17 protein-coding genes and 1 riboswitch are annotated in these 18,739 nt (G+C 70.6%); of the genes, 11 read left to right on the top strand and 6 right to left on the bottom strand.

Annotated elements, in window-relative coordinates; translation table 11 throughout:
• Nucleotides 1–92: 92 nt before the first annotated feature.
• Nucleotides 93–1,742: a phosphoenolpyruvate--protein phosphotransferase gene (gene ptsP, locus JUB10_RS05380; protein WP_207454640.1), complete on the bottom strand. Its 1,650-nt coding sequence runs from the start codon at nt 1,740–1,742 to the stop codon at nt 93–95.
• A gap of 176 nt (nt 1,743–1,918) precedes the next feature.
• Between ptsP and JUB10_RS05375 the strand changes: the two genes are divergently transcribed.
• The 4 genes from JUB10_RS05375 to JUB10_RS05360 are packed head-to-tail and all read left to right on the top strand — an operon-like array spanning nt 1,919 to nt 5,115.
• Nucleotides 1,919–2,764 carry an exodeoxyribonuclease III gene (locus JUB10_RS05375; protein WP_207454639.1) on the top strand — a complete coding sequence of 282 codons (846 nt, stop codon included), beginning with the start codon at nt 1,919–1,921 and terminating at the stop codon, nt 2,762–2,764.
• Nucleotides 2,765–2,810: 46 nt separating this feature from the next.
• The gene (gene trpS / locus JUB10_RS05370; RefSeq protein ID WP_207454638.1) at nt 2,811–3,821 is read left to right on the top strand and encodes a tryptophan--tRNA ligase; all 1,011 of its coding nucleotides are present in this window, start codon (nt 2,811–2,813) and stop codon (nt 3,819–3,821) included.
• Nucleotides 3,821–4,378 (top strand): GNAT family N-acetyltransferase, encoded by a 558-nt coding sequence (locus JUB10_RS05365; protein WP_207454637.1) that lies wholly within the window; start codon nt 3,821–3,823, stop codon nt 4,376–4,378. The genes trpS and JUB10_RS05365 overlap by 1 nt, the downstream gene beginning before the upstream one ends.
• Nucleotides 4,375–5,115, top strand: coding sequence for an HAD family hydrolase (locus JUB10_RS05360; RefSeq protein ID WP_207454636.1), 741 nt, complete (start codon nt 4,375–4,377; stop codon nt 5,113–5,115). Before JUB10_RS05365 ends, JUB10_RS05360 begins: the two co-directional genes overlap by 4 nt.
• Before the next feature lie 113 nt (nt 5,116–5,228).
• Here the strand turns inward: JUB10_RS05360 and JUB10_RS05355 are convergent, their stop codons facing one another.
• Complete coding sequence (locus tag JUB10_RS05355) at nt 5,229–6,257, bottom strand: squalene cyclase (protein WP_207454635.1); 1,029 nt, start codon at nt 6,255–6,257, stop codon at nt 5,229–5,231.
• A gap of 109 nt (nt 6,258–6,366) precedes the next feature.
• Nucleotides 6,367–6,486, top strand: a riboswitch (FMN riboswitch).
• Nucleotides 6,487–6,552: 66 nt separating this feature from the next.
• On the opposite strand from JUB10_RS05355, the gene ribD reads away from it, so the two are divergent.
• From ribD to JUB10_RS05330, 5 genes are all read left to right on the top strand, one after another.
• On the top strand, nt 6,553–7,581 hold the full coding sequence (gene ribD / locus JUB10_RS05350) for a bifunctional diaminohydroxyphosphoribosylaminopyrimidine deaminase/5-amino-6-(5-phosphoribosylamino)uracil reductase RibD (RefSeq protein WP_207454634.1): 1,029 nt from the start codon (nt 6,553–6,555) through the stop codon (nt 7,579–7,581).
• A 2-nt stretch (nt 7,582–7,583) separates the two neighbouring features.
• Complete coding sequence (locus JUB10_RS05345; RefSeq protein WP_207454633.1) at nt 7,584–8,234, top strand: riboflavin synthase; 651 nt, start codon at nt 7,584–7,586, stop codon at nt 8,232–8,234.
• A complete protein-coding gene (ribB, locus tag JUB10_RS05340) occupies nt 8,231–9,517 on the top strand; it encodes a 3,4-dihydroxy-2-butanone-4-phosphate synthase (protein WP_207454632.1) in 1,287 nt (428 codons plus the stop codon). The genes JUB10_RS05345 and ribB overlap by 4 nt, the downstream gene beginning before the upstream one ends.
• The gene (gene ribH, locus JUB10_RS05335) at nt 9,514–9,978 is read left to right on the top strand and encodes a 6,7-dimethyl-8-ribityllumazine synthase (protein ID WP_207454631.1); all 465 of its coding nucleotides are present in this window, start codon (nt 9,514–9,516) and stop codon (nt 9,976–9,978) included. The genes ribB and ribH overlap by 4 nt, the downstream gene beginning before the upstream one ends.
• Nucleotides 9,979–10,156: 178 nt before the next feature.
• Nucleotides 10,157–11,542 carry an MFS transporter gene (locus JUB10_RS05330; RefSeq protein WP_207454630.1) on the top strand — a complete coding sequence of 462 codons (1,386 nt, stop codon included), beginning with the start codon at nt 10,157–10,159 and terminating at the stop codon, nt 11,540–11,542.
• A gap of 569 nt (nt 11,543–12,111) precedes the next feature.
• Here the strand turns inward: JUB10_RS05330 and JUB10_RS05325 are convergent.
• The 3 genes from JUB10_RS05325 to JUB10_RS05315 form a co-directional block, all read right to left on the bottom strand.
• Nucleotides 12,112–12,933 carry an ABC transporter permease gene (locus tag JUB10_RS05325; RefSeq protein ID WP_307859104.1) on the bottom strand — a complete coding sequence of 274 codons (822 nt, stop codon included), beginning with the start codon at nt 12,931–12,933 and terminating at the stop codon, nt 12,112–12,114.
• Nucleotides 12,930–13,751, bottom strand: coding sequence for an ABC transporter permease (locus JUB10_RS05320; RefSeq protein ID WP_207454629.1), 822 nt, complete (start codon nt 13,749–13,751; stop codon nt 12,930–12,932). The genes JUB10_RS05325 and JUB10_RS05320 overlap by 4 nt, the downstream gene beginning before the upstream one ends.
• A 115-nt stretch (nt 13,752–13,866) precedes the next feature.
• Nucleotides 13,867–14,793: an ABC transporter ATP-binding protein gene (locus JUB10_RS05315; protein ID WP_207454628.1), complete on the bottom strand. Its 927-nt coding sequence runs from the start codon at nt 14,791–14,793 to the stop codon at nt 13,867–13,869.
• 142 nt (nt 14,794–14,935) lie between these two features.
• Between JUB10_RS05315 and JUB10_RS05310 the strand changes: the two genes are divergently transcribed.
• Nucleotides 14,936–15,151, top strand: coding sequence for an AsnC family protein (locus tag JUB10_RS05310; RefSeq protein WP_242682318.1), 216 nt, complete (start codon nt 14,936–14,938; stop codon nt 15,149–15,151).
• On the top strand, nt 15,148–16,959 hold the full coding sequence (locus JUB10_RS05305) for an ABC transporter ATP-binding protein (protein ID WP_207454627.1): 1,812 nt from the start codon (nt 15,148–15,150) through the stop codon (nt 16,957–16,959). Before JUB10_RS05310 ends, JUB10_RS05305 begins: the two co-directional genes overlap by 4 nt.
• 77 nt (nt 16,960–17,036) lie before the next feature.
• On the opposite strand, the gene JUB10_RS05300 is transcribed toward JUB10_RS05305, so the two are convergent.
• Nucleotides 17,037–18,509 (bottom strand): hypothetical protein, encoded by a 1,473-nt coding sequence (locus JUB10_RS05300; protein WP_207454626.1) that lies wholly within the window; start codon nt 18,507–18,509, stop codon nt 17,037–17,039.
• Nucleotides 18,510–18,739 lie beyond the last annotated feature (230 nt).

Here is an 18,739-nt window from a genome sequence, read left to right as displayed (position 1 = left end):
CGACCGCCGGATCGAGGCTTACGAAGGAGAATCCGCCCGTTCCGGCCGGGTTTGGACCGAGAAGGGCGGATTCTCCTTCGTTGTCTGCAGCGTCAGAGCGCGGCGGCCGCCTCGCGAGCGCCGGCGGCCGTGGTGGCCGCGACCGCGGCGGCGGCCTTGGCCTTCGCCTGGTCGAGCGTGACGGTGGCGAGCTCCGCGCGGACGTCCGCGAGGGCGGCCGGCGTCATCGACAGGGTCGTCGCACCGAGGCCGACGAGCACCACCGCGAGCTGCGGGTCGGCCGCGGCCTCGCCGCAGATGCCGACCGGCTTGCCCGCCAGTGCACCGGCGTCGCCGAGCATCCGCACGAGGCGGAGCACGGCGGGGTGCCACGGGTCCTGGTAGGCGGCGACGCTACCGAGCATCCGGTCGGCGGCGAGCGTGTACTGCGTGAGGTCGTTCGTGCCGATCGAGACGAAGTCCGCGGCGGTGAACACCTGGTCGGCGAGCACCGCGAGCGAGGGCACCTCGGCCATCACACCGACGGTCTTCAGCCCGAGCTCGCGGCCGAGCTCGACGAAGTACTCGGTCTCCTCGGCATCCGCGACCATCGGCGCCATGACCCAGAGGTCGGCCTCGGTGGCCGCCTGCGCATTCGCGAGCGCGGTGAGCTGGTCGCGCAGGATCTGCTCCGACGCGCGGAGGGCGCGCAGGCCGCGGAGCCCGAGCGCGGGGTTCTCCTCGTGCGCGTCGTTGAGGAAGCTCAGCGGCTTGTCGGCGCCGGCGTCGAGCGCGCGCACGACGACCTTCTTGCCCGGGAAGTGCGACAGCAGCTCGGTGTAGCTCGCCTGCTGGCTCTCGACGGTCGGCGCGCTCTTCGCGTCGAGGAAGAGGAACTCTGTGCGGAACAGTCCGACGCCCTCGGCGCCGAGCTGCACGGCGTTCGCCGCCTCGGCAGGGCTGCCGAGGTTGGCGAGCAGCGGCACCTTCGTGCCGTCGGCGAGCGCGCCGTCGGTGATGGGTGCGTCCGCCTGGGCCTTGCGTTCGGCGATGCGGCGCTCCGCCTCGGCGACGACCTCGTCGCTCGGGTCGACCGTGACGCGGCCCGACGCGGCATCCGCGACGATCATCGTGCCGTCGGTCAGCTCGAGCGCGCCGGTCACGCCGACGATCGCGGGGATCGACTTCGAGCGGGCGAGGATCGCTGTGTGCGAGGTCGGGCCGCCCTGGCTCGTGACGAGCGCGAGCACCTTGGTGAGGTCGAGCAGGGCGGTGTCGGCCGGCGCGAGGTCGGGCGCGACCAGGATGAAGGGGGTGTCGCTCTCGGGCACGCCCGGCGCGGGCACGCCGGAGAGGTTCGCGATGATGCGCTGGGCGACGTCGCCGAGGTCGGTCGCACGCTCGGCCATATAGCCGCCGAGACCGATGAGCATGTCCTGGAACTGACGGAACGCGTCGAACACGGCGCGCTCGGCGGTCGAGCCGGAGCCCACGCGGTTGCGCACGTCGTCGAGGAGGGTCGGGTCCTGCGCCATCAGCGCGGCCGCCTCGAGCACCTCCTTGGCCTCGCCGCCGGCCTTCTCACCGCGGGCGTTGTAGTCGGCCGCGACCGCCTCGATCGCGCTCTGCACGCGGGCGAACTCCTCCGCCTCGGTGCGGGTCGAGTCGCGCGGGCCCTCCGCGGGTTCGGGCAGCGGATCCGGCATCCGGAGAATCGGTCCGACAGCCACGCCGCGTCCGACGCCGACACCCGTGAGTTCCATGCTGAGTCCTTTCGAGAAAGCGCGATTCAGCCTATTGCGCACTGGTGCCGCGTTCCCACGGATTCCCTGGGCGAACGGATGCCTCGGGGCCGTCTCTCCCCAGGCGTGTGACGATGCACTCGGGGCCGCTCCCGCAGGCGGCGGCCGTGTCGGAGGCCGCTCCTACGATGGAGCGCATGTCCACGCGCCTCCGCATCGCCTCCGTCAACGTCAACGGCGTCCGCGCCGCCTACCGCAAGGGCATGGGCGAGTGGCTCGAGTCGCGCGACGTCGACATCCTCGCGCTGCAGGAGGTGCGCGCCTCGACAGAGGACCTGCAGGGTCTCCTCGGCGACGAGTGGGACCTGCTGCACGACGCCGCGACCGCGAAGGGCCGCGCGGGCGTCGCGATCGCGAGCCGCCACAAGGCCCACATCCACCGCGTCGCGATCGGCGAAGACGACTTCGACACCGCAGGGCGCTGGCTCGAGGCCGACTACGAGGTCGGCGGCCGCGTCGTCACGATCGTCAGCGCCTACGTGCACTCGGGCGAGGCGGGCACGGAGAAGCAGGTCGCCAAGATGCAGTTCCTCGAGGGGATGCAGCACCGGCTGCCCGAGATCGCGAAGCACTCGGAGCTCGCGGCGGTGATGGGCGACCTCAACGTCGGCCACCGCCAGCTCGACATCCGCAACTGGAAGGGCAACGTCAAGAAGGCGGGGTTCCTGCCCGAGGAGCGGGCGTACTTCGACCGCTGGCTCGCGCCGCAGGGCGAGCAGGTCGAGTGCGCGGACGGCACGACCGGCGTCGGCCTCGGCTGGGTCGACGTCGGCCGCAGGTGGGCCGGCGAGGTCGACGGGCCGTACACGTGGTGGAGCAACCGTGGCAAGGCGTTCGACACCGACACCGGGTGGCGCATCGACTATCAGCTCGCGACGCCCGCGCTGGCCGAGGGCGTGACCGCCTACGCGGTCGACCGGGCCTCGGCGTGGGACACCCGCTGGTCCGACCACGCGCCCGTGGTCGTCGACTACACGGTGTGAGCGCCGGGCGGAAACCGCTGCCCGTGGCATCCGGAACAATAGAGGGATGACCGCCAAGCCCCGCCTCTTCTCAGGTATGCAGCCGAGCGCCGAGAGCCTCCACATCGGCAACTACATCGGGGCGCTGCTGCAGTGGCGGGAGATGCAGGACACCCACGACGCGGTCTTCTGCGTCGTCGACCTGCACGCGATCACCGTGCCGCAGGACCCGAAGCTGCTGCGCGAGCAGACCCGGCGCACCGCCGCTCAATACATCGCGGCGGGCATCGACCCGGAGAAGTCGATCCTCTTCGTGCAGTCGCACGTGCGCGCGCATGCCGAGCTCGCCTGGGTGCTGAACACGATCACGGGGTTCGGCGAGGCCGGCCGGATGACGCAGTTCAAGGACAAGTCGCAGAAGCAGGGCGCCGAGAGCACCTCGGTCGGCCTCTTCACCTACCCGATCCTGCAGGCCGCCGACATCCTGCTCTACGACGCGGCCGTCGTCCCCGTCGGCGAGGACCAGCGCCAGCACATCGAGCTGACCCGCGACCTCGGCAACCGCTTCAACTCGCGCTTCGCGCCGACGTTCACGATCCCCGAGGTGCAGATCCTCAAGGAGACCGCGAAGGTCTACGACCTGCAGGAGCCGAGCGCCAAGATGTCGAAGTCGGCCGCGAACCCGGCCGGCGTCGTGTGGCTGCTCGACGAGCCGGCGAAGACCGCGAAGAAGTTCCGCTCGGCCGTCACCGACACCGAGCGGGAGATCCGCTACGACCCGGTGAACAAGGCGGGCATCTCGAACCTGCTGACGATCTACTCGGTGCTCGGCGAGCGCACGATCCCGGATCTCGAGGCCGAGTACGACGGCCGCGGCTACGGCGACCTCAAGAAGGATCTCGCCGAGGTCGTGACCGGCGTCTTCGGGCCGGTGCGCGAGCGCACCCTCGAGCTGCTCGACGACCCGGCCGAGCTCGACCGGCTGCTCGCCCGCGGAGCGGAGCGGGCGGCCGAGATCGCGGATGCCACCCTGCGCCGCGCCTACGACGCGGTCGGGTTCCTGCCGCTGGCACGCTGATGACCCCCGAGACGCTGACGACGGCGCGGCTGGTGCTCGACCAGCCGACGCTCGACGACGCGGATCTCATCACCGAGTACTGCCAGGACCCGCTGTTCGAGCGGTACATGTCGACGCCGTGGCCGTACGAGCCCAAGCACGCGACCGGCTTCATCACGGGCGTCGTCGAGCCGGGCTGGGCGAGCGACCGCGAGTACACCTGGGCGCTGCGACGCGACGGGGAGTTCCTCGGCGTCATCGGCGTGCGCCGCGAGCAGGAGCCGGGCGCGGCGAACTTCGGCTACTGGATCGGCGGGCCGCACCGCGGCCTCGGGTACATGCGCGAGGCGGTCGACGCCGTCATCCGCTGGTGCTTCGCCCACGGCCTCCGGACGCTGAAGTGGGAGTGCGTCGAGGGCAACCTCGCGTCGATGAGCGTCGCCCGTGGGGCGGGTTTCACCTACGTCGGCTCCGGTCCCGCGGGCATCCCCGCCCGCGACGGCTCGCGCCCCCTCGCGTGGCACGGCGTGCTGCGGGCGACGGATGACCGTGGCGCGAAGGACGGCTGGCCCGCGTGATCCGCGCCGTTCTCTTCGACCTCGACGACACCCTCTTCGACCACCGCGGCGCCGTGGCCGCCGGTATCACGCTGCACCGGCGCACGCTGTCCGGCTGGCAGCGCTTCGACGACGCCGCCGAGGCCCGCCGCTGGTACGAGCTCGAGGAGCGGCACTACCACCGCTACCTCGCCGGCGAGCTCGACTACCAGGGCCAGCGGCGAGCGCGGGCGCTCGACTTCGCCGAACCGTACGGCGAGACGCTCGAGGATCCGGATGCCTGGTTCGACGGCTTCCGCGCGCACTACGAGGCGGCCTGGACGCTGCTGCCCGACGCTCTCACCTGCCTCGACGCCCTCAAGACCGCGCTACCCGGCGTGCGGTTCGCGGTCATCACGAACAGCGTGCTCGACGCGCAGCTGCTGAAGATGCGCCGCACCGCCCTCGACGAGCGCATCGACACCCTCGTCGCGAGCGGCGAGCTCGGCGTCGTGAAGCCCGACCCCGCGATCTTCCTCGAGGGCTGCCGCCGGATCGGAGTCTCCCCCGCCGACGCCGTCTACGTCGGCGACCGCCTGCGCACCGACGCGATCGGTGCCGTCGACGCCGGACTCGGGGGCGGCATCTGGCTCGATCGCGACAACGGCGCCACCGACGAGCAACTCGCCGCCGCCGAGGCATCCGGCGTGCCCGTCATCCGCACGCTCGACGAGCTCACGCCGCTGCTGACGGATGCCGCGCTGCGGCGCCCCGCCTAGGCCGGCCGCTCCGAGGCTGACGGCTGCGGTGGTGCGGCGCCCCGCCTAGCCGGGCGGTCCACTGCTGACGGGTGCCATGGTGCGGCCCCGCCTAGCCGGTCCCTTACTGTCGTCTAGCCCACCGCCGGCTCCGCCCCGCCCCGCAATGCTTCCGCCGCGTCCGCCCCCTGCGGCTGCGCTCCGTCCCACCAGTCGAGCACCCGCGTGCCGATCAGCGTGAGCCACTTCGACGGCTGACCCTCGGCGGCCTCGTCCATCGGGAACCACACCCGCCCTGCGAGCGGACGACCCTGCAGCCACGTGCCGTCGGGCTGTCGGGCGGCGCGCACGAGCGCGACCGCGTCCGCCATCCGCGCATCCGGCGCGCGCCCCTCGTACTGCGCGGCGCCGCGGAAGTGGTCGAGCACCGCGAGCCCGCTGTAGCGGTGGCGGTTGGGGTAGACGAACTCGGCCACGAAGTCGCCCACCGGCTCCCCCGTCGTCGCCCGGTACAGCAGCCGCCGTTCGAGCAGGTACTCCTCCCCGCCGTGCCGGGCGTCGCGCACACTCGCGTCGCCGGTCATCCGCTCGTACGCGAGCAGGCCGATCAGGGCGTTGAGCGTCGAGTGGAACGAGGACCGCGTCGAGCGCCCTTCCTCCGCCTCGCAGTTCCAGCCCCCGTCGGCGAGCCGGTGGGACGGGAACCAGGCGGCGAGCGCGGAGACGTCGGCGCCGAGCCATGCGCCAGTCGCCAGGGTGAACGAGTTGATGCACACGTCGACCTCGCCGCCCCAGTACGGCAGGTCGTCGTACTCCCACCGGCTGTTCGCCGCGAGCTTCTGCACCGTCCCCTCGAGCATGCGCGGCTCGACGCCCCAGTCGCGCAGGTCCTTCAACGACCACGTCGTCGCGACCCAGGGCTGTCCCGGCTCGTCCTGCTCCGCGCTGCCGAAGAAGCCCGCCGGGAAGTACGCCCCGCCTGCCCACTGCCCGTCCGGGTCCTGCTTCGCCAACAGCGCGGCGCCGAACCCCTCCGTGTTCACCCGCGCCCGGCTCGCCTGCCAGACCTCCGGCGGCGCCCCCGCGAGGTCGCGCTCCACCTGCCAGCGCAGCGCGGGATCGGAGTTGAGCAGCCAGTCGAGCACGCGCCGGTCGAGAGCCATGACCGGACGCTACCGCCGGCCACCGGCATCCGGAACCCGGGGCGCTGCGCCATCTTCGGTAACCGGGAATAAAGCGTGGGCCCCCTGCGCTATCGTCGGCAGCAAGCAATACGTGCTCCGGGGTCGGTGAAAGTCCGAGCCGGCGGTTATAGTCCGCGACCCGCGCAAGCGGTTGACCTGGTGGAATTCCGGGACCGACGGTTAAAGTCCGGATGGGAGGAAGCACGGGCGCACGACTGTGCGCTCCACGCCGACCGCGTGCCCCGGGGCCCGTCTCGAAGAGACAGAGGACCGGATGATCAGCACCGCGGAGCGAGACGCCCTCGCCCACGCCCTGTCGCTGGCCGCGCACGGCCCGACCACGGGCGGCAACCCGCAGGTCGGCTGCGTCCTCCTCTCCCCCACCGGCGAGGTGCTCGCCGAGGGCTGGCACCGCGGCGCCGGCACGGCCCACGCCGAAGTCGACGCCCTGTCGAAGCTGCCCGAGGGCGGCGCCCGCGGCGCGACCGCCGTCGTGACCCTCGAGCCCTGCAACCACACCGGACGCACCGGCCCCTGCGCCGAAGCGCTGCTCGCCGCCGGCATCGCCCGCGTCGTCCACGCCGTCGCCGACCCGGGCGAGAACAGCAGCGGCGGGGCGCAGCGCCTGCGCGCCGCGGGCGTCGACGTCGAGCAGGCGGATGCCCCGGAGGCCGAGGCCTTCCTCGCCCCCTGGCTCACCGCCGAGCGCCGGCACCGCCCCTGGGTGACCCTGAAGTGGGCCTCGACCCTCGACGGCCGCACCGCCGCCGCCGACGGCACCAGCCAGTGGATCACCGGCACCGCCGCGCGGCAGCGGGTGCACGAACAGCGCGCCGACAACGACGCGATCCTCGTCGGCACCGGCACCGTGCTCGCCGACGACCCCAGCCTCACCGCCCGCGGTGACGCCGGCGAGCTGCTCGGCCGCCAGCCGCTTCCCGTCGTGATCGGCCGCCGCGAGGTGCCCGCCGACGCGAAGCTGCGGCGGCACCCCCGCCAGTTCCGGCAGTTCGACGGGGGCGACCTCGACGAGAGTCTCCGCGAGCTGTACGACCTCGGCGTCAAGCGCGTCTACGTCGAAGGCGGTCCGACCCTGGCATCCGCCCTCGTCGCCGCGTCACTCGTCGACGAGTACGCCGTCTATCTCGCGCCCGCCCTGCTCGGCGGGCCGCGCCTCGCCCTCGGCGACATCGGCGCGACCAGCATCGGCGATGCCCGCCGACTCCGACTCCACTCCCTCGAGCAGCTCGGCAGCGACCTGCTCATCACGGCACGGCCCCTCATCGCGGGCGCAGGAAGGTAGCCATGTTCACCGGAATCATCGAAGAGCTCGGCGAGATCGTCGCGTGGGAACCCGGGGCGGATGCCGCTCGGGTGACCGTGCGCGGTCCGCTCGCGGTCACGGGCGCCAAGCACGGCGACTCGATCGCCGTCGACGGCGTCTGCCTCACGGTCATCGACCAGGGCGACGACTGGTTCACCGCCGACGTCATGGCCGAGACCATCAGGATGTCGACGCTCGACGCCGTGACCCCCGGCCGCAAGGTCAACCTCGAGCGCGCCGCGCAGGTGGGCGACCGCCTCGGCGGGCACATCGTGCAGGGCCACGTGGACGGCACCGCCGAGGTGCTGTCGCTGCATGAGGGCGGCGCCTGGCGCGTCGTGCGGATGAGCCTCGACCCCGAGCACGCCCCGCTCGTCGCGAGCAAGGGCTCCATCGCGGTCGACGGCATCTCGCTCACCGTCAGCGCCGTCGGCGACGACTGGTTCGAGGTGTCACTGATCCCCGAGACCCTCGCCGCCACGACGCTCGGCGCCAAGGTGCCGGGCGACCGGGTCAACATCGAGACCGACATCCTCGCCCGACACGTCGAGCGGATGCTGCGCTTCTCCACCCGCGACCTCGCGGCCCCCGAGACCGAGCGCTACAGCGTCGGACAGGAGGCACTGTCATGAGCCTGAGCGACATCCCCACCGCCGTCGAGCACCTGCGCCAGGGCCGGCCGGTCATCGTCGTCGACGACGAGAGCCGCGAGAACGAGGGCGACGTCGTGCTCGCCGCCCAGCTCGCCTCTCCCGAGTGGATCGCGTGGACCATCCGCAACTCGTCCGGGTTCATCTGCGCCCCGATGACCAACGCGATCGCCGACCGGCTCGAGCTGCCGCTCATGGTGCTCGACAACGAGGACCCGCGCACCACGGCGTACACGGTGACGGTCGACGCGGCCGAGAACATCAGCACCGGCATCAGCGCCGCGGACCGCTCCCGCACGCTGCGGGTGCTCGGCGACCCGGCATCCGCCCCGGAGGGCCTCCGCCGGCCCGGGCACATCCTGCCGCTGCGCGCCGTCGACGGCGGAGTGCGCGAGCGGTCGGGCCACACCGAGGCATCCGTCGACCTCATGAAGCTCGCGGGGCTCAATCCTGTCGCTGTCATCAGCGAGGTCATGGACGAGCGCGGCGAGATGATGCGTCTGCCCGCGCTGCTGAAGTTCGGCGAGGCGGAGGGCGTGCCCGTCGTCACGATCGAGCAGCTCATCGCCTACCTGCAGGAGTGGCACTGCGACACCCCGGTGCCGGCGCCCGTCGAGGCCACCGAGTCGCCGCGCGTGCGCTTCGAGGTCTCGACCACCGTGCCGACGACGCACGGGTCGTACGAGATACGCGCCTACCGCGACCTCTCCACCGGCGCGGACCACGTCGCCATCGTGAAGGGGCGGCCGCAGGACGGCGCACTCGTGCGGCTGCACAGCGAGTGCCTGACCGGCGAGGCGTTCGGCTCGCTCAAGTGCGAATGCGGCCCGCAGCTCGACGCCGCCCTCGACGCGATCGAGCGCGAGGGCTCCGGCGTCGTCGTATACCTGCGCGGACACGAGGGACGCGCGATCGGCCTTGTGAACAAGCTGCGCGCCTACCGGCTGCAGGAGGACGGCCTCGACACCCTCGAGGCGAACCTCGCGCTCGGCCTGCCCGCCGACGCCCGCGACTACGGCGCGGCGAGCGCGATGCTCGCCGACCTCGGCCTGTCGCACGTGCGCCTGCTCAGCAACAACCCCGAGAAGCGCCGGCAGCTCGAGCAGAGCGGCATCACCGTCGACTCGCTCGTGCCGCTCGTCGTCGGCGTCAACGCCATCAACGAGGGCTACCTCGACACCAAGCGGGACCGCATGGGTCACCGCCTCCCCGACCACCAGACGCTCGACGCCGCGCGCGTCGACAAGGAAGGACGCATCGCATGAGCGGCGCCGGATCACCCGACCTCGAGATCGACGGCCGTGGCCTGAAGGTCACCATCGTCTACGGCAGCTGGCACGACCGGATCACCGACGGGCTGCTCGAGGGCGCCCGCCGCACGCTGCGCGAGGCCGGGGCCGAGTTCGACGAGGTGAAGGTGCCGGGCAGCTTCGAGTTGCCCGTCGTCGCCAAGCGGGTGCTCGAAGGCCCCGCGCACGCGGTGGTCGCGCTCGGCGTGATCATCCGCGGCGGCACCCCGCACTTCGAGTACGTGTCGGATGCCGCGACGAGCGGCCTCCTGCGGGCGTCGCTCGACACGGGCAAGCCCGTCGGGTTCGGCGTACTCACCCTCGACGACGAGCAGCAGGGCCTCGACCGGGCGGGACTGCCGGGATCCAAGGAGGACAAGGGTGCGGAGGCCGCGACCGCGGCGCTCGCGACCGCGCGGGTGCTCGCCGCGCTCTGACAGCCGTTCCCGGGGAATTAACAGGGGAAGCGCCGGGCGGCGTACGCTGTAACACGGTCGTCACAAACGACCTTCTCTCAGCGCCACCCGGCGCTTCCCCTTTCTTGCGATGGCGCACCGCTGTGAACCACGGCCGTGCGCTTTCGCCTTTCCGTCATCCCCCCGTCTCCGGAGCACCATGTCTGCGCCCGCCGCAACCCCCACCTCCGACGCCGTCGCCACGAATCCGCGGTCGCGCGTCATCATCGCGAGCCTCATCGGCACGTCGATCGAGTTCTACGACTTCTACGCCTACGCGACCGCCGCGGTCCTCGTCTTCCCCGTGCTGTTCTTCGCGAACCCCGACCCGACCGTCGCGCTGCTCGCGTCGTTCGCCGTGTTCGGCGTCGCGTTCATCGCGCGCCCCATCGGCGCCTTCCTCTTCGGCCACTTCGGTGACCGCATCGGCCGCAAGGGCACGCTCGTCGGCTCGCTGCTGACGATGGGTATCGCCACGATCGTGATCGGCCTCATCCCCGCCGCGACGACGCCGGGCTGGGCCATCGCCGCGCCGGCGATCCTCGTCGCCTGCCGCTTCGCCCAGGGCCTCGGTCTCGGCGGCGAGTGGAGCGGTGCTGCGCTGCTCGCGACCGAGAACGCTCCCGCCGGCAAGCGCGCGATCTACGGCACGTTCCCGCAGCTCGGTGCGCCGATCGGCTTCATCATCGCCAACGGCGTCTTCCTGATCCTGAACCTGTCGATGAGCCCCGAGGCGTTCCTCGCGTGGGGTTGGCGCATCCCGTTCCTCGCGAGCACGGTGCTCGTCATCATCGGTCTCTACGTGCGCTTCAAGCTCGTCGAGACGCCCGCGTTCCAGCGCGTCGTCGAGAAGAACGAGGTCGTCCGCGTGCCGCTCGGCCGCGTCTTCGCCACCAGCTGGAAGCCGCTCATCCTCGGCACGTTCATCATGCTGGCGACCTACACGCTGTTCTACCTGATGACGACCTTCACGCTGACCTACGGCACCACCCCGGCGAGCGTCGCGACGGCGCAGGCCGCCGCCGAGGCCGCGGGGCGCCCGTTCAACGCCGCGACCTTCGTCGCGGGTCTCGGATACAGCCGCAACGACTTCCTGCTGATGCTGATCTTCGGCGTGGTGTTCTTCGGCATCTTCACGCTCGTCGCGGGTCCGCTGGCCGAGCGCTTCGGCCGCCGCAAGATGCTCATCGCGGTCACCGCGGGCATCTTCGTGTTCGGCCTGCTGTTCGTGCCGCTGTTCTCGGCCGGGTTCGTCGGCGTGCTGGGCCTGCTCGTGATCGGGTTCACCCTCATGGGTCTCACCTTCGGGCCGATGGGCGCCGTGCTGCCCGAGCTGTTCCCCGCCAACGTGCGGTACACCGGCTCGGCGGTCAGCTACAACGTCGCGTCGATCCTCGGCGCGGCCGTCGCCCCGTTCATCGCGGTCGCCCTGTGGGGCGCCGCCGGGGGCAGCACCTTCCTCGTCGGGCTCTACCTGAGCTCGATGGCGCTGATCACCCTCGTCGCGCTGTTCCTCTCGAAGGAGACGAAGAACGTCGAGTACTGACGCTTCGTGACGCGAAGGGCCCCGTCCGGTTTGGGACGGGGCCCTTTTGTGTTTCCGGATGACGCGGGGCTGGGTGCTCGGCGGTCCGCCAGCCTCAGTTGATCGCCGATCTGCGTGAGTTGTGCACTTGTTGCTGAGCGGCGCAGTAATAGGCGCGCAGCTCGACAAGAACCGCGCACCACGACGACGGGGCGCGGGGCGGGGTCGGAGCGATCGTCGTTCGCGAGTGGAGCACGCGTCGCTGAGTGGCGCGGAAACGGCCGCGCCACTCGGTCAGAAGCACGCCACTCACTCGCGCAGGGTGCTCAACACGGTCGAAAGCGCGCCACTCGTCCTGAAGCGCACCCGTCAGTCATGGGCGCGCCACTCGTCCTTGATCGCGCCACTCGTCACGGGCGCGCCACTCGTGTTCGACCGCGCCATTCGTCAGGGCCGCGCCACGCGTCTTGGGGCGCGCCACTCGTCACGCGCGCCAGTCAGTCAGGGGCCCGCGAGCCAGTCAGGCGCGCGCCGGTCGTTCAGGCGCGCCAGCGAGTGAGGAGTCCGCGGCCCCCGCGGCATCCGTCGCCCTAGTCGAGGAACACGTGGCGCAGACGCCGGGTCGTGACGACGAGCCCGACGGCGATCATCACGACGTAGTAGAGCGCGTGCCCCAACAGCGCGGTGCTGAGGGCGCCGGTGGTGAGCCCGCGGACGAGTTCCACGCCGTGCCAGAGCGGCAGCGCCTGCACGATCCATTGGATCGGCTCCGGGTAGACCGTGATCGGGTAGAACGTCGCCGAGAACAGAAACATCGGCAGCATGAAGAAGTTGATCCAGTCCATCTGCTGGAACGTCTTCAGGTACGACGTGATCGCCATGCCCACCGCGGCGAAGCCGAACGCGATGAGCACGACGGCCGGCAGGGCGAGGATCGCACTCCAGGCGAGGTTGAGCCCGAGCGCCTGCATGACGGCCATGAAGCCCGCCGCGTAGAGGGCGCCGCGGGCGAGCGCGAGCGAGATCTCGCCGAGGGCCACGTCGAGCGGGCCGAGCGAGGTCGCGAGCATGCCCTCGTAGAGCTTCGCGTAGTTCATCTTGAAGAAGACGTTCCACGTGGAGTCGTAGACGGCGCCGTTCATGGCGCTCACCGCGAGCAGCGCGGGCGCGATGAACGCGGCGTACGGCACCTCCTGCCCGGTCGTCGTGGCGACGGTGCCGACGAGCGCGCCGAGGCCGATGCCCATCGAGAGCAGGTAGAACACCGGCTCGAAGAAGCCGCTGACGATCACCAGGTAGGTGTTCGTCTTGGTCGCGGTGTAGCCGCGCCACATGACGCTCTTCGCATTGCGGGCGTAGAGGTCGCCGAGCACCTTCGAGGATGCCGCGGCGGGCTGCGCTGCGACGCTCACTTGTCGAGCCTCCTCGTGATGATGCGCTGCGCGGCGACGAGGCCGAACACCGCGAGGGCGAGCGGGTAGACCACGTGGATGACTGTGAGCCAGATCGGCTCCTCGTAGCCGTAGGTGAGCAAGCGACCGAGTTCCGTGCCGTGCCAGAGGGGCGAGATCCAGCCGATCCACTGCAGGTACAGCGGCAGCTGCGTGAGCGGGAAGAACGTGCCGCTGAAGAGGAACAGCGGGGTCACGATGAAGCGCATGATGACCGCCATCTGTCCCTTGTCCTCCTCGACCGTGCACGTGTAGGCCATGATCGCCAGCCCGATGGCCGTGCCGGTGAGCGTCGCGGCGAGGATCGCGAGCCAGCCGATGGGCGAGGGCACCGCGCCGAACGCGAGCATGAAGAGGAAGTAGATGACGCAGGTGACGAGGATGCGCGCGAGCACCGATAGCGCGAGCCCGTTGGCGATCTGCGTGCCGGAGATGGGGGCTGCGTTCATGCCGAAGAAGATTGGGTTCCACTTGAAGCCCATGAGCACCGGGTAGGTGAACTCCTCGGTCGCGACGGTGACCGCCGCGGTCGCGAGCAGCGCCGGGGCGACGAACTGCAGGTAGGTCGCGTCGCCGACTCCGGTCGGCACGAGCGTTGCGAGCCCGACGCCGAGGGCGAAGAGGTAGACGACGGGGTTGCCGATGCTCGTGGCGAGGATCGTCTGCGCGTAGGCGCGCATCGATCGGAGCCGGTGCTCCGCGACGTACCAGGAGCCCCAGCGGCGGGCCTTGGCCGTCGCGACATCCGGAGTCGATCGCCCCTCGTGCACCGCGCTCATTCGATGAGGCTCCGCCCGGCGCGGTGGAGCTCGAAGCGACGGCCATTTCTGGCCGTCGCCGCGACCCCAGCGCCGACGGCCGTCCCGGTCGTCGGCAGTACCGGTAGATACGCGCTCATTCGATGAGGCTCCGCCCCGTGAGACGCAGGAACACGTCCTCGAGGCTCGAGCGTCGCACGAGGCTCGTGATCGGCTTGAGCCCGAGCTGATGGATGCGGCTGAGCTCCGCCTCACCGTCCTGGCTGTAGACGAGGATGCGGTCGGGCAGCACCTCGTGCCGGTCGCCGATGCCGCCGAGCTGGGACGCGACCTCCTCGTTGCGGCCGCCGCCGAAGCGCACCTCGAGCACCTCGCGACTGGAGAACCGGCGGATGAGGTCGGCGGGCGACCCCTCCGCCATGATGCTGCCCTTGTCGACGACGACGAGCCGGTCGCAGAGCTGCTCGGCCTCGTCCATGTAGTGGGTCGTGAGCACGAGGGTGGTGCCCTGCTCCTTGAGCCGGAACAAGCGGTCCCACAGGATGTGGCGGGCCTGCGGGTCGAGGCCCGTCGTCGGCTCGTCGAGCAGCAGGATCTTGGGGTCGTTGATCAGCGCGCGGGCGATCGTGAGCCGGCGCTTCATGCCGCCCGAGAGGTCCTCGACGCGGGCCTTCGCCCGGTCGGAGAGCTGCGCGAACCCGAGCAGCTCGTCGGCTCGCGGCGCGATCGTGCGCGTCGGCAGACCGAAGTAGCGGCCGTAGACGATGAGGTTGTCGCGCACCCGGAGGTCGACGTCGAGGTTGTCCTGCTGCGGCACGACGCCGAGCTGGCTCCGCACCTCGGGGCCGTACTTGTCCGGGTCGAGACCGAGGATCTCGAGCTCGCCGCCCGTGCGAGTGGAGACCGCACCGATCATCCGCATCGTCGTCGACTTGCCGGCGCCGTTCGGCCCTAGGAATCCGAAGGATTCGCCGGGCGCGATCTCGAAGTCGATCCCGCCGACCGCCGCGAAGTCCTTGTACTTCTTCACGAGATTCGAGGCTCTGATCACGGGTTGCGGCACGGTTCCCGAGCCTAGCGAAGGGGTGCGACAGCGACACCGCCTCCGCCGCCTCGTCAACCTGGGTTGACACTATCCGCCGGGCGAAGGAGACTGTCAACAAAGGTTGACGATCTTCCGGCGGCCTCGAGAGAGGAGGGGTACTGTGACCTTCGGCGCGATCACGGCCCTCGCAGAAGACGACGGCGACGGCCATCCATTCGCCCAACTCCAGCGCATCGCAGAGTTGCGGAGCGAACTGGATCGACTCGAGGCGGCCACCGTGCGGCGCGCCCGCAACGACGGCATGAGCTGGCAGCTCATCGCGACCGCCCTCGGTGTCAGCAAGCAGGCCGTCCACAAGAAGTACGGGAGACGATGATGACGGATGCCGCTCCGCGCCGGCGACTGGGACGCCGCGCCCCGAAGGAGGAGGGCCCCCGCGCTCGCTTCAGCGCACTCGTGCCGTACCTGCTCGAGCACCGCGGTGTGCTCGCGGTGGTCGTCGTGCTCTCGATCGTCGCGGCCGGCACGACGCTCGCGCAGCCGCTGCTCACGAGTCAGATCATCTCCTCCGTGCAGGCGGGCGAGCCGCTCGGGCCGATCGTGTGGGTGCTGATCGCGCTGCTCGTCGTCAGCGCACTGCTGAGCGCGCTGCAGCACTACCTGCTGCAGCGGACCGGCACCTCGGTCGTGCTCTCCGCGCGGCGGCAGCTCGTGCGTCGCATCCTGCGCCTGCCGATCAGCGAGTTCGACCGGCGCCGCACCGGCGACCTCGTCTCGCGCGTCGGCAGCGACACGACCCTGCTCTACGCCGCGATCACGCAGGGGCTCGTCGACCTCGTCGGCAGCGCCCTCGTCTTCGTCGGCGCGCTCATCGCGATGCTGGTGCTCAACGCGGTGCTGCTCGGCATCACCCTGCTCGTGATCGCGCTCGCGCTCGTGACGGTGGGCGGCCTCGGCACCCGCATCCGCAAGGCCAGCCAGCAGCAGCAGGAGCGCGTCGGCGACCTCGCCGCCGGTGTCGAGCGCGTCGTCGGGGCGATCCGCACGGTGCGCGCTGCGAACGCGACCGAGCGCGAGGGCGCCGTGATCGAGGCGCAGGCGGGCCGGGCCTGGGAGTCCGGAGTCGCGGTCGCCAAGGCATCCGCTCTCGTCGTGCCGATCGCGGGCGTCGCCCTGCAGGGCTCGCTGCTCGCCGTGCTGGGCGTCGGCGGGTACCTCGTCGCGAGCGGCGCGACGACGATCGCCGACCTCGTCGCGTTCATCCTCTTCCTCTTCCTGCTCGTGATGCCGCTCGGCACGGTGTTCGGCGCCGTCACGAGCGTCAGCCAGGCGCTCGGCGCGCTCGGCCGCATCCAGGAGATCCTCGAGCTGCCCACCGAGACGGCGGGCGACACCCGCACCTCCGGGGTGCCTGCCATCTCCTCCGACGAGGCCATCGCCTTCGAGGGCGTCTCCTTCTCCTACCCCGACGACGTGATCGCCGAGGGCGAGGAGGACGTGCACCGCGGCGTGCTGCGCGACGTCTCCTTCGGCGTCGGACGCGGCAAGCGCACCGCGCTCGTCGGCCCGAGCGGCGCGGGCAAGAGCACCATCCTCGCGCTCATCGAGCGCTTCTACGACCCGACCGACGGCGTCGTGCGCCTGGGCGGCGTCGACCTCCGCGGCCTCGACCGCGAGGAGCTGCGGGCGAACATCGGCTACGTGGAGCAGGATGCCCCGGTGCTCGCCGGCACCATCCGCGAGAACCTGTTGCTCGGCGCTCCGGATGCCTCGGAGGACGAGTGCCGCCGCGTGCTGGCATCCGTCAACCTCACCGACGTGCTCGAGCGGAACGAGCTCGGCCTCGACGCGCCGGTCGGCGAGGACGGCGTCATGCTCTCCGGCGGCGAGCGCCAGCGGCTCGCGATCGCGCGCACCCTGCTCGCCGCTCCCCCGATCCTGCTGCTCGACGAGTCGACGTCGAGCCTCGACGGACTCAACGAGCAGCGGCTGCGCGAGGCGATCGACGCCGTCGCGGAGAACCGCACGCTGCTCGTGATCGCGCACCGTCTGTCGACGGTCGTCGACTCCGACCAGATCGTCGTGCTCGAGAAGGGCCGGGTCGTCGGCACCGGCACTCACGAGGAGCTGCTCGAGTCGACGCCGCTGTACCGGGACCTCGCGCGGCATCAGTTGCTCGTCTAGGAACGCGACGAACCCCTCAGGCGGATGCCCGAGGGGTTCGCGCTTTCCGGCCTGTTACCCGCCAGGCCGGGGACCTCCTATCGGTGCTGACGACGCAGTCGGGCGAACCCGAGCGCGAGCACACCGAGAAGCAGGAGCGATCCGCCGATGGCGGCGTCACGCGTCGTGGCCGCGTCGTCCGCGCCGGTGTACGCGAGCACCTCGCGCTCGACGGACCGGTCGACGGCCTTCACCTGCGGGGCCGGGGCCGCCTGCGGCGTCACCGTCACCTGAGGCGCGGGCGGCGTGACGACGGTCTGGACGGTGCAGGGCTCGTCGGTGAAGGTGTGCGCCCAGCTCGTGACCGCCTCGTCACCGAAGACGTAGCCGTCGCGGGCGATGACGGTCACGACCGCCATGCCGTCCTCGAGGTCCGCCTGGTAGTAGAACTCGTCGGTGTCCTCGGGGAGGATCACCTCGTCATCCGCGGTGCCGCACTTGTCGAGGAAGACCGGTGCGAGTGGGTGCTGCGCGATCACGGTCGGCGGCACCTCGCACGCCTCGTTCGTGAATGTGAAGTCGTAGGTCAGCGTCGTCTTGCCACCCTCGAAGACGTACCCGTCCTTCGCCGTGACCGTCACGGAACCCTCGCCGTCCTTGATCACCGGGGTGCCATAGGTGTACTTGTCCGTGTCCGCCGGCACGACGATCTTGTCGTTCGCGGTACCGCACTCGTCGACCTTCGTGGGAACGGTCGGCTTGACCACGGTCGGCGGCACCTCGCACGGCACGTTCGTGAAGGTGAACTCGAAGGTCAGCGTCGTCTTGCCACCTTCGAAGACGTACCCGTCCTTCGCCGTGACCGTCACCGAACCCTTGCCATCCTTGATCACCGGGGCGCCATAGGTGTACTTGTCCGTGTCCGCCGGCACGACGATCTTGTCGTTCGCGGTACCGCACTCGTCGACCTTGGTCGGAACCGTGGGCGTCACCACCGTCGGCGGCACCTCGCACGGCACGTTCGTGAACGTGAAGTCGTAGTTCAGCTGAGTCTTGCCGCCCTCGAAGACGTACCCGTCCTTCGCCGTGACCGTCACGGAGCCCTTGCGATCGGCGTAGACCGGGGCGCTGTAGAAGTACTTGTCGGTGCTGTCCGGGACGTTGATCTTGTCGTTCGCCGTGCCGCATTCATCGACGGGGGTAGGCACCGTCGGAACGATGACAACTGGCTCAACCGGCTTCGGTGCGTATTCGAATGAGTAGTGCGAGATCGCCTTGCCAGAGGGGTGGGTGATCGTCAGCTGGTTGGCTGGAGCGTCGACTGTGACGTAGACCGGACCGTCACCTTGCTGAGCGGAGCCGGCCTTGACGCAGTAGCGCACGATGACCTGACCCTCGGGCGCCTTCAGTACGACCGACTGCGGGTCGCCGGTCGTGTCGATCTTTCCACTGTCGAGGCCACTACAGACCTGGTCACCAGGACCAGTGGCGGCGGCCGGCAGTGCGACGTTGAAGACCGCCGCCCCCGCGAGAAGCAGTGCGGCTGTGCCGCCTGCCAGGAATCTCTTCATGTGGTGCTTCCTTTCGGGTTGGAGGAACCCGAGCCGGAAGGAGCCACATCGGCATGGCTGTGAGGCGCAGCCGAGGGCTGCGCCTCACAGTCGTGTCCGCCTCTTCGGGGAGGCGTCGAGTTCGCTGGTTCGGGTCCGGCGAACTCGTTGGTGCGAGGTGGAACGGAAGTCGGTTCGGGTTCCGACTACTTCCACTTCATCCCCCTAATTAGGGGGTTGCAATAGGGGCA

The organism is Desertivibrio insolitus (genome assembly GCF_017355965.1).
Lineage (GTDB): Bacteria > Actinomycetota > Actinomycetes > Actinomycetales > Microbacteriaceae > JAFIQW01.
This window is presented reverse-complemented; position numbering and strand designations above follow the sequence as displayed.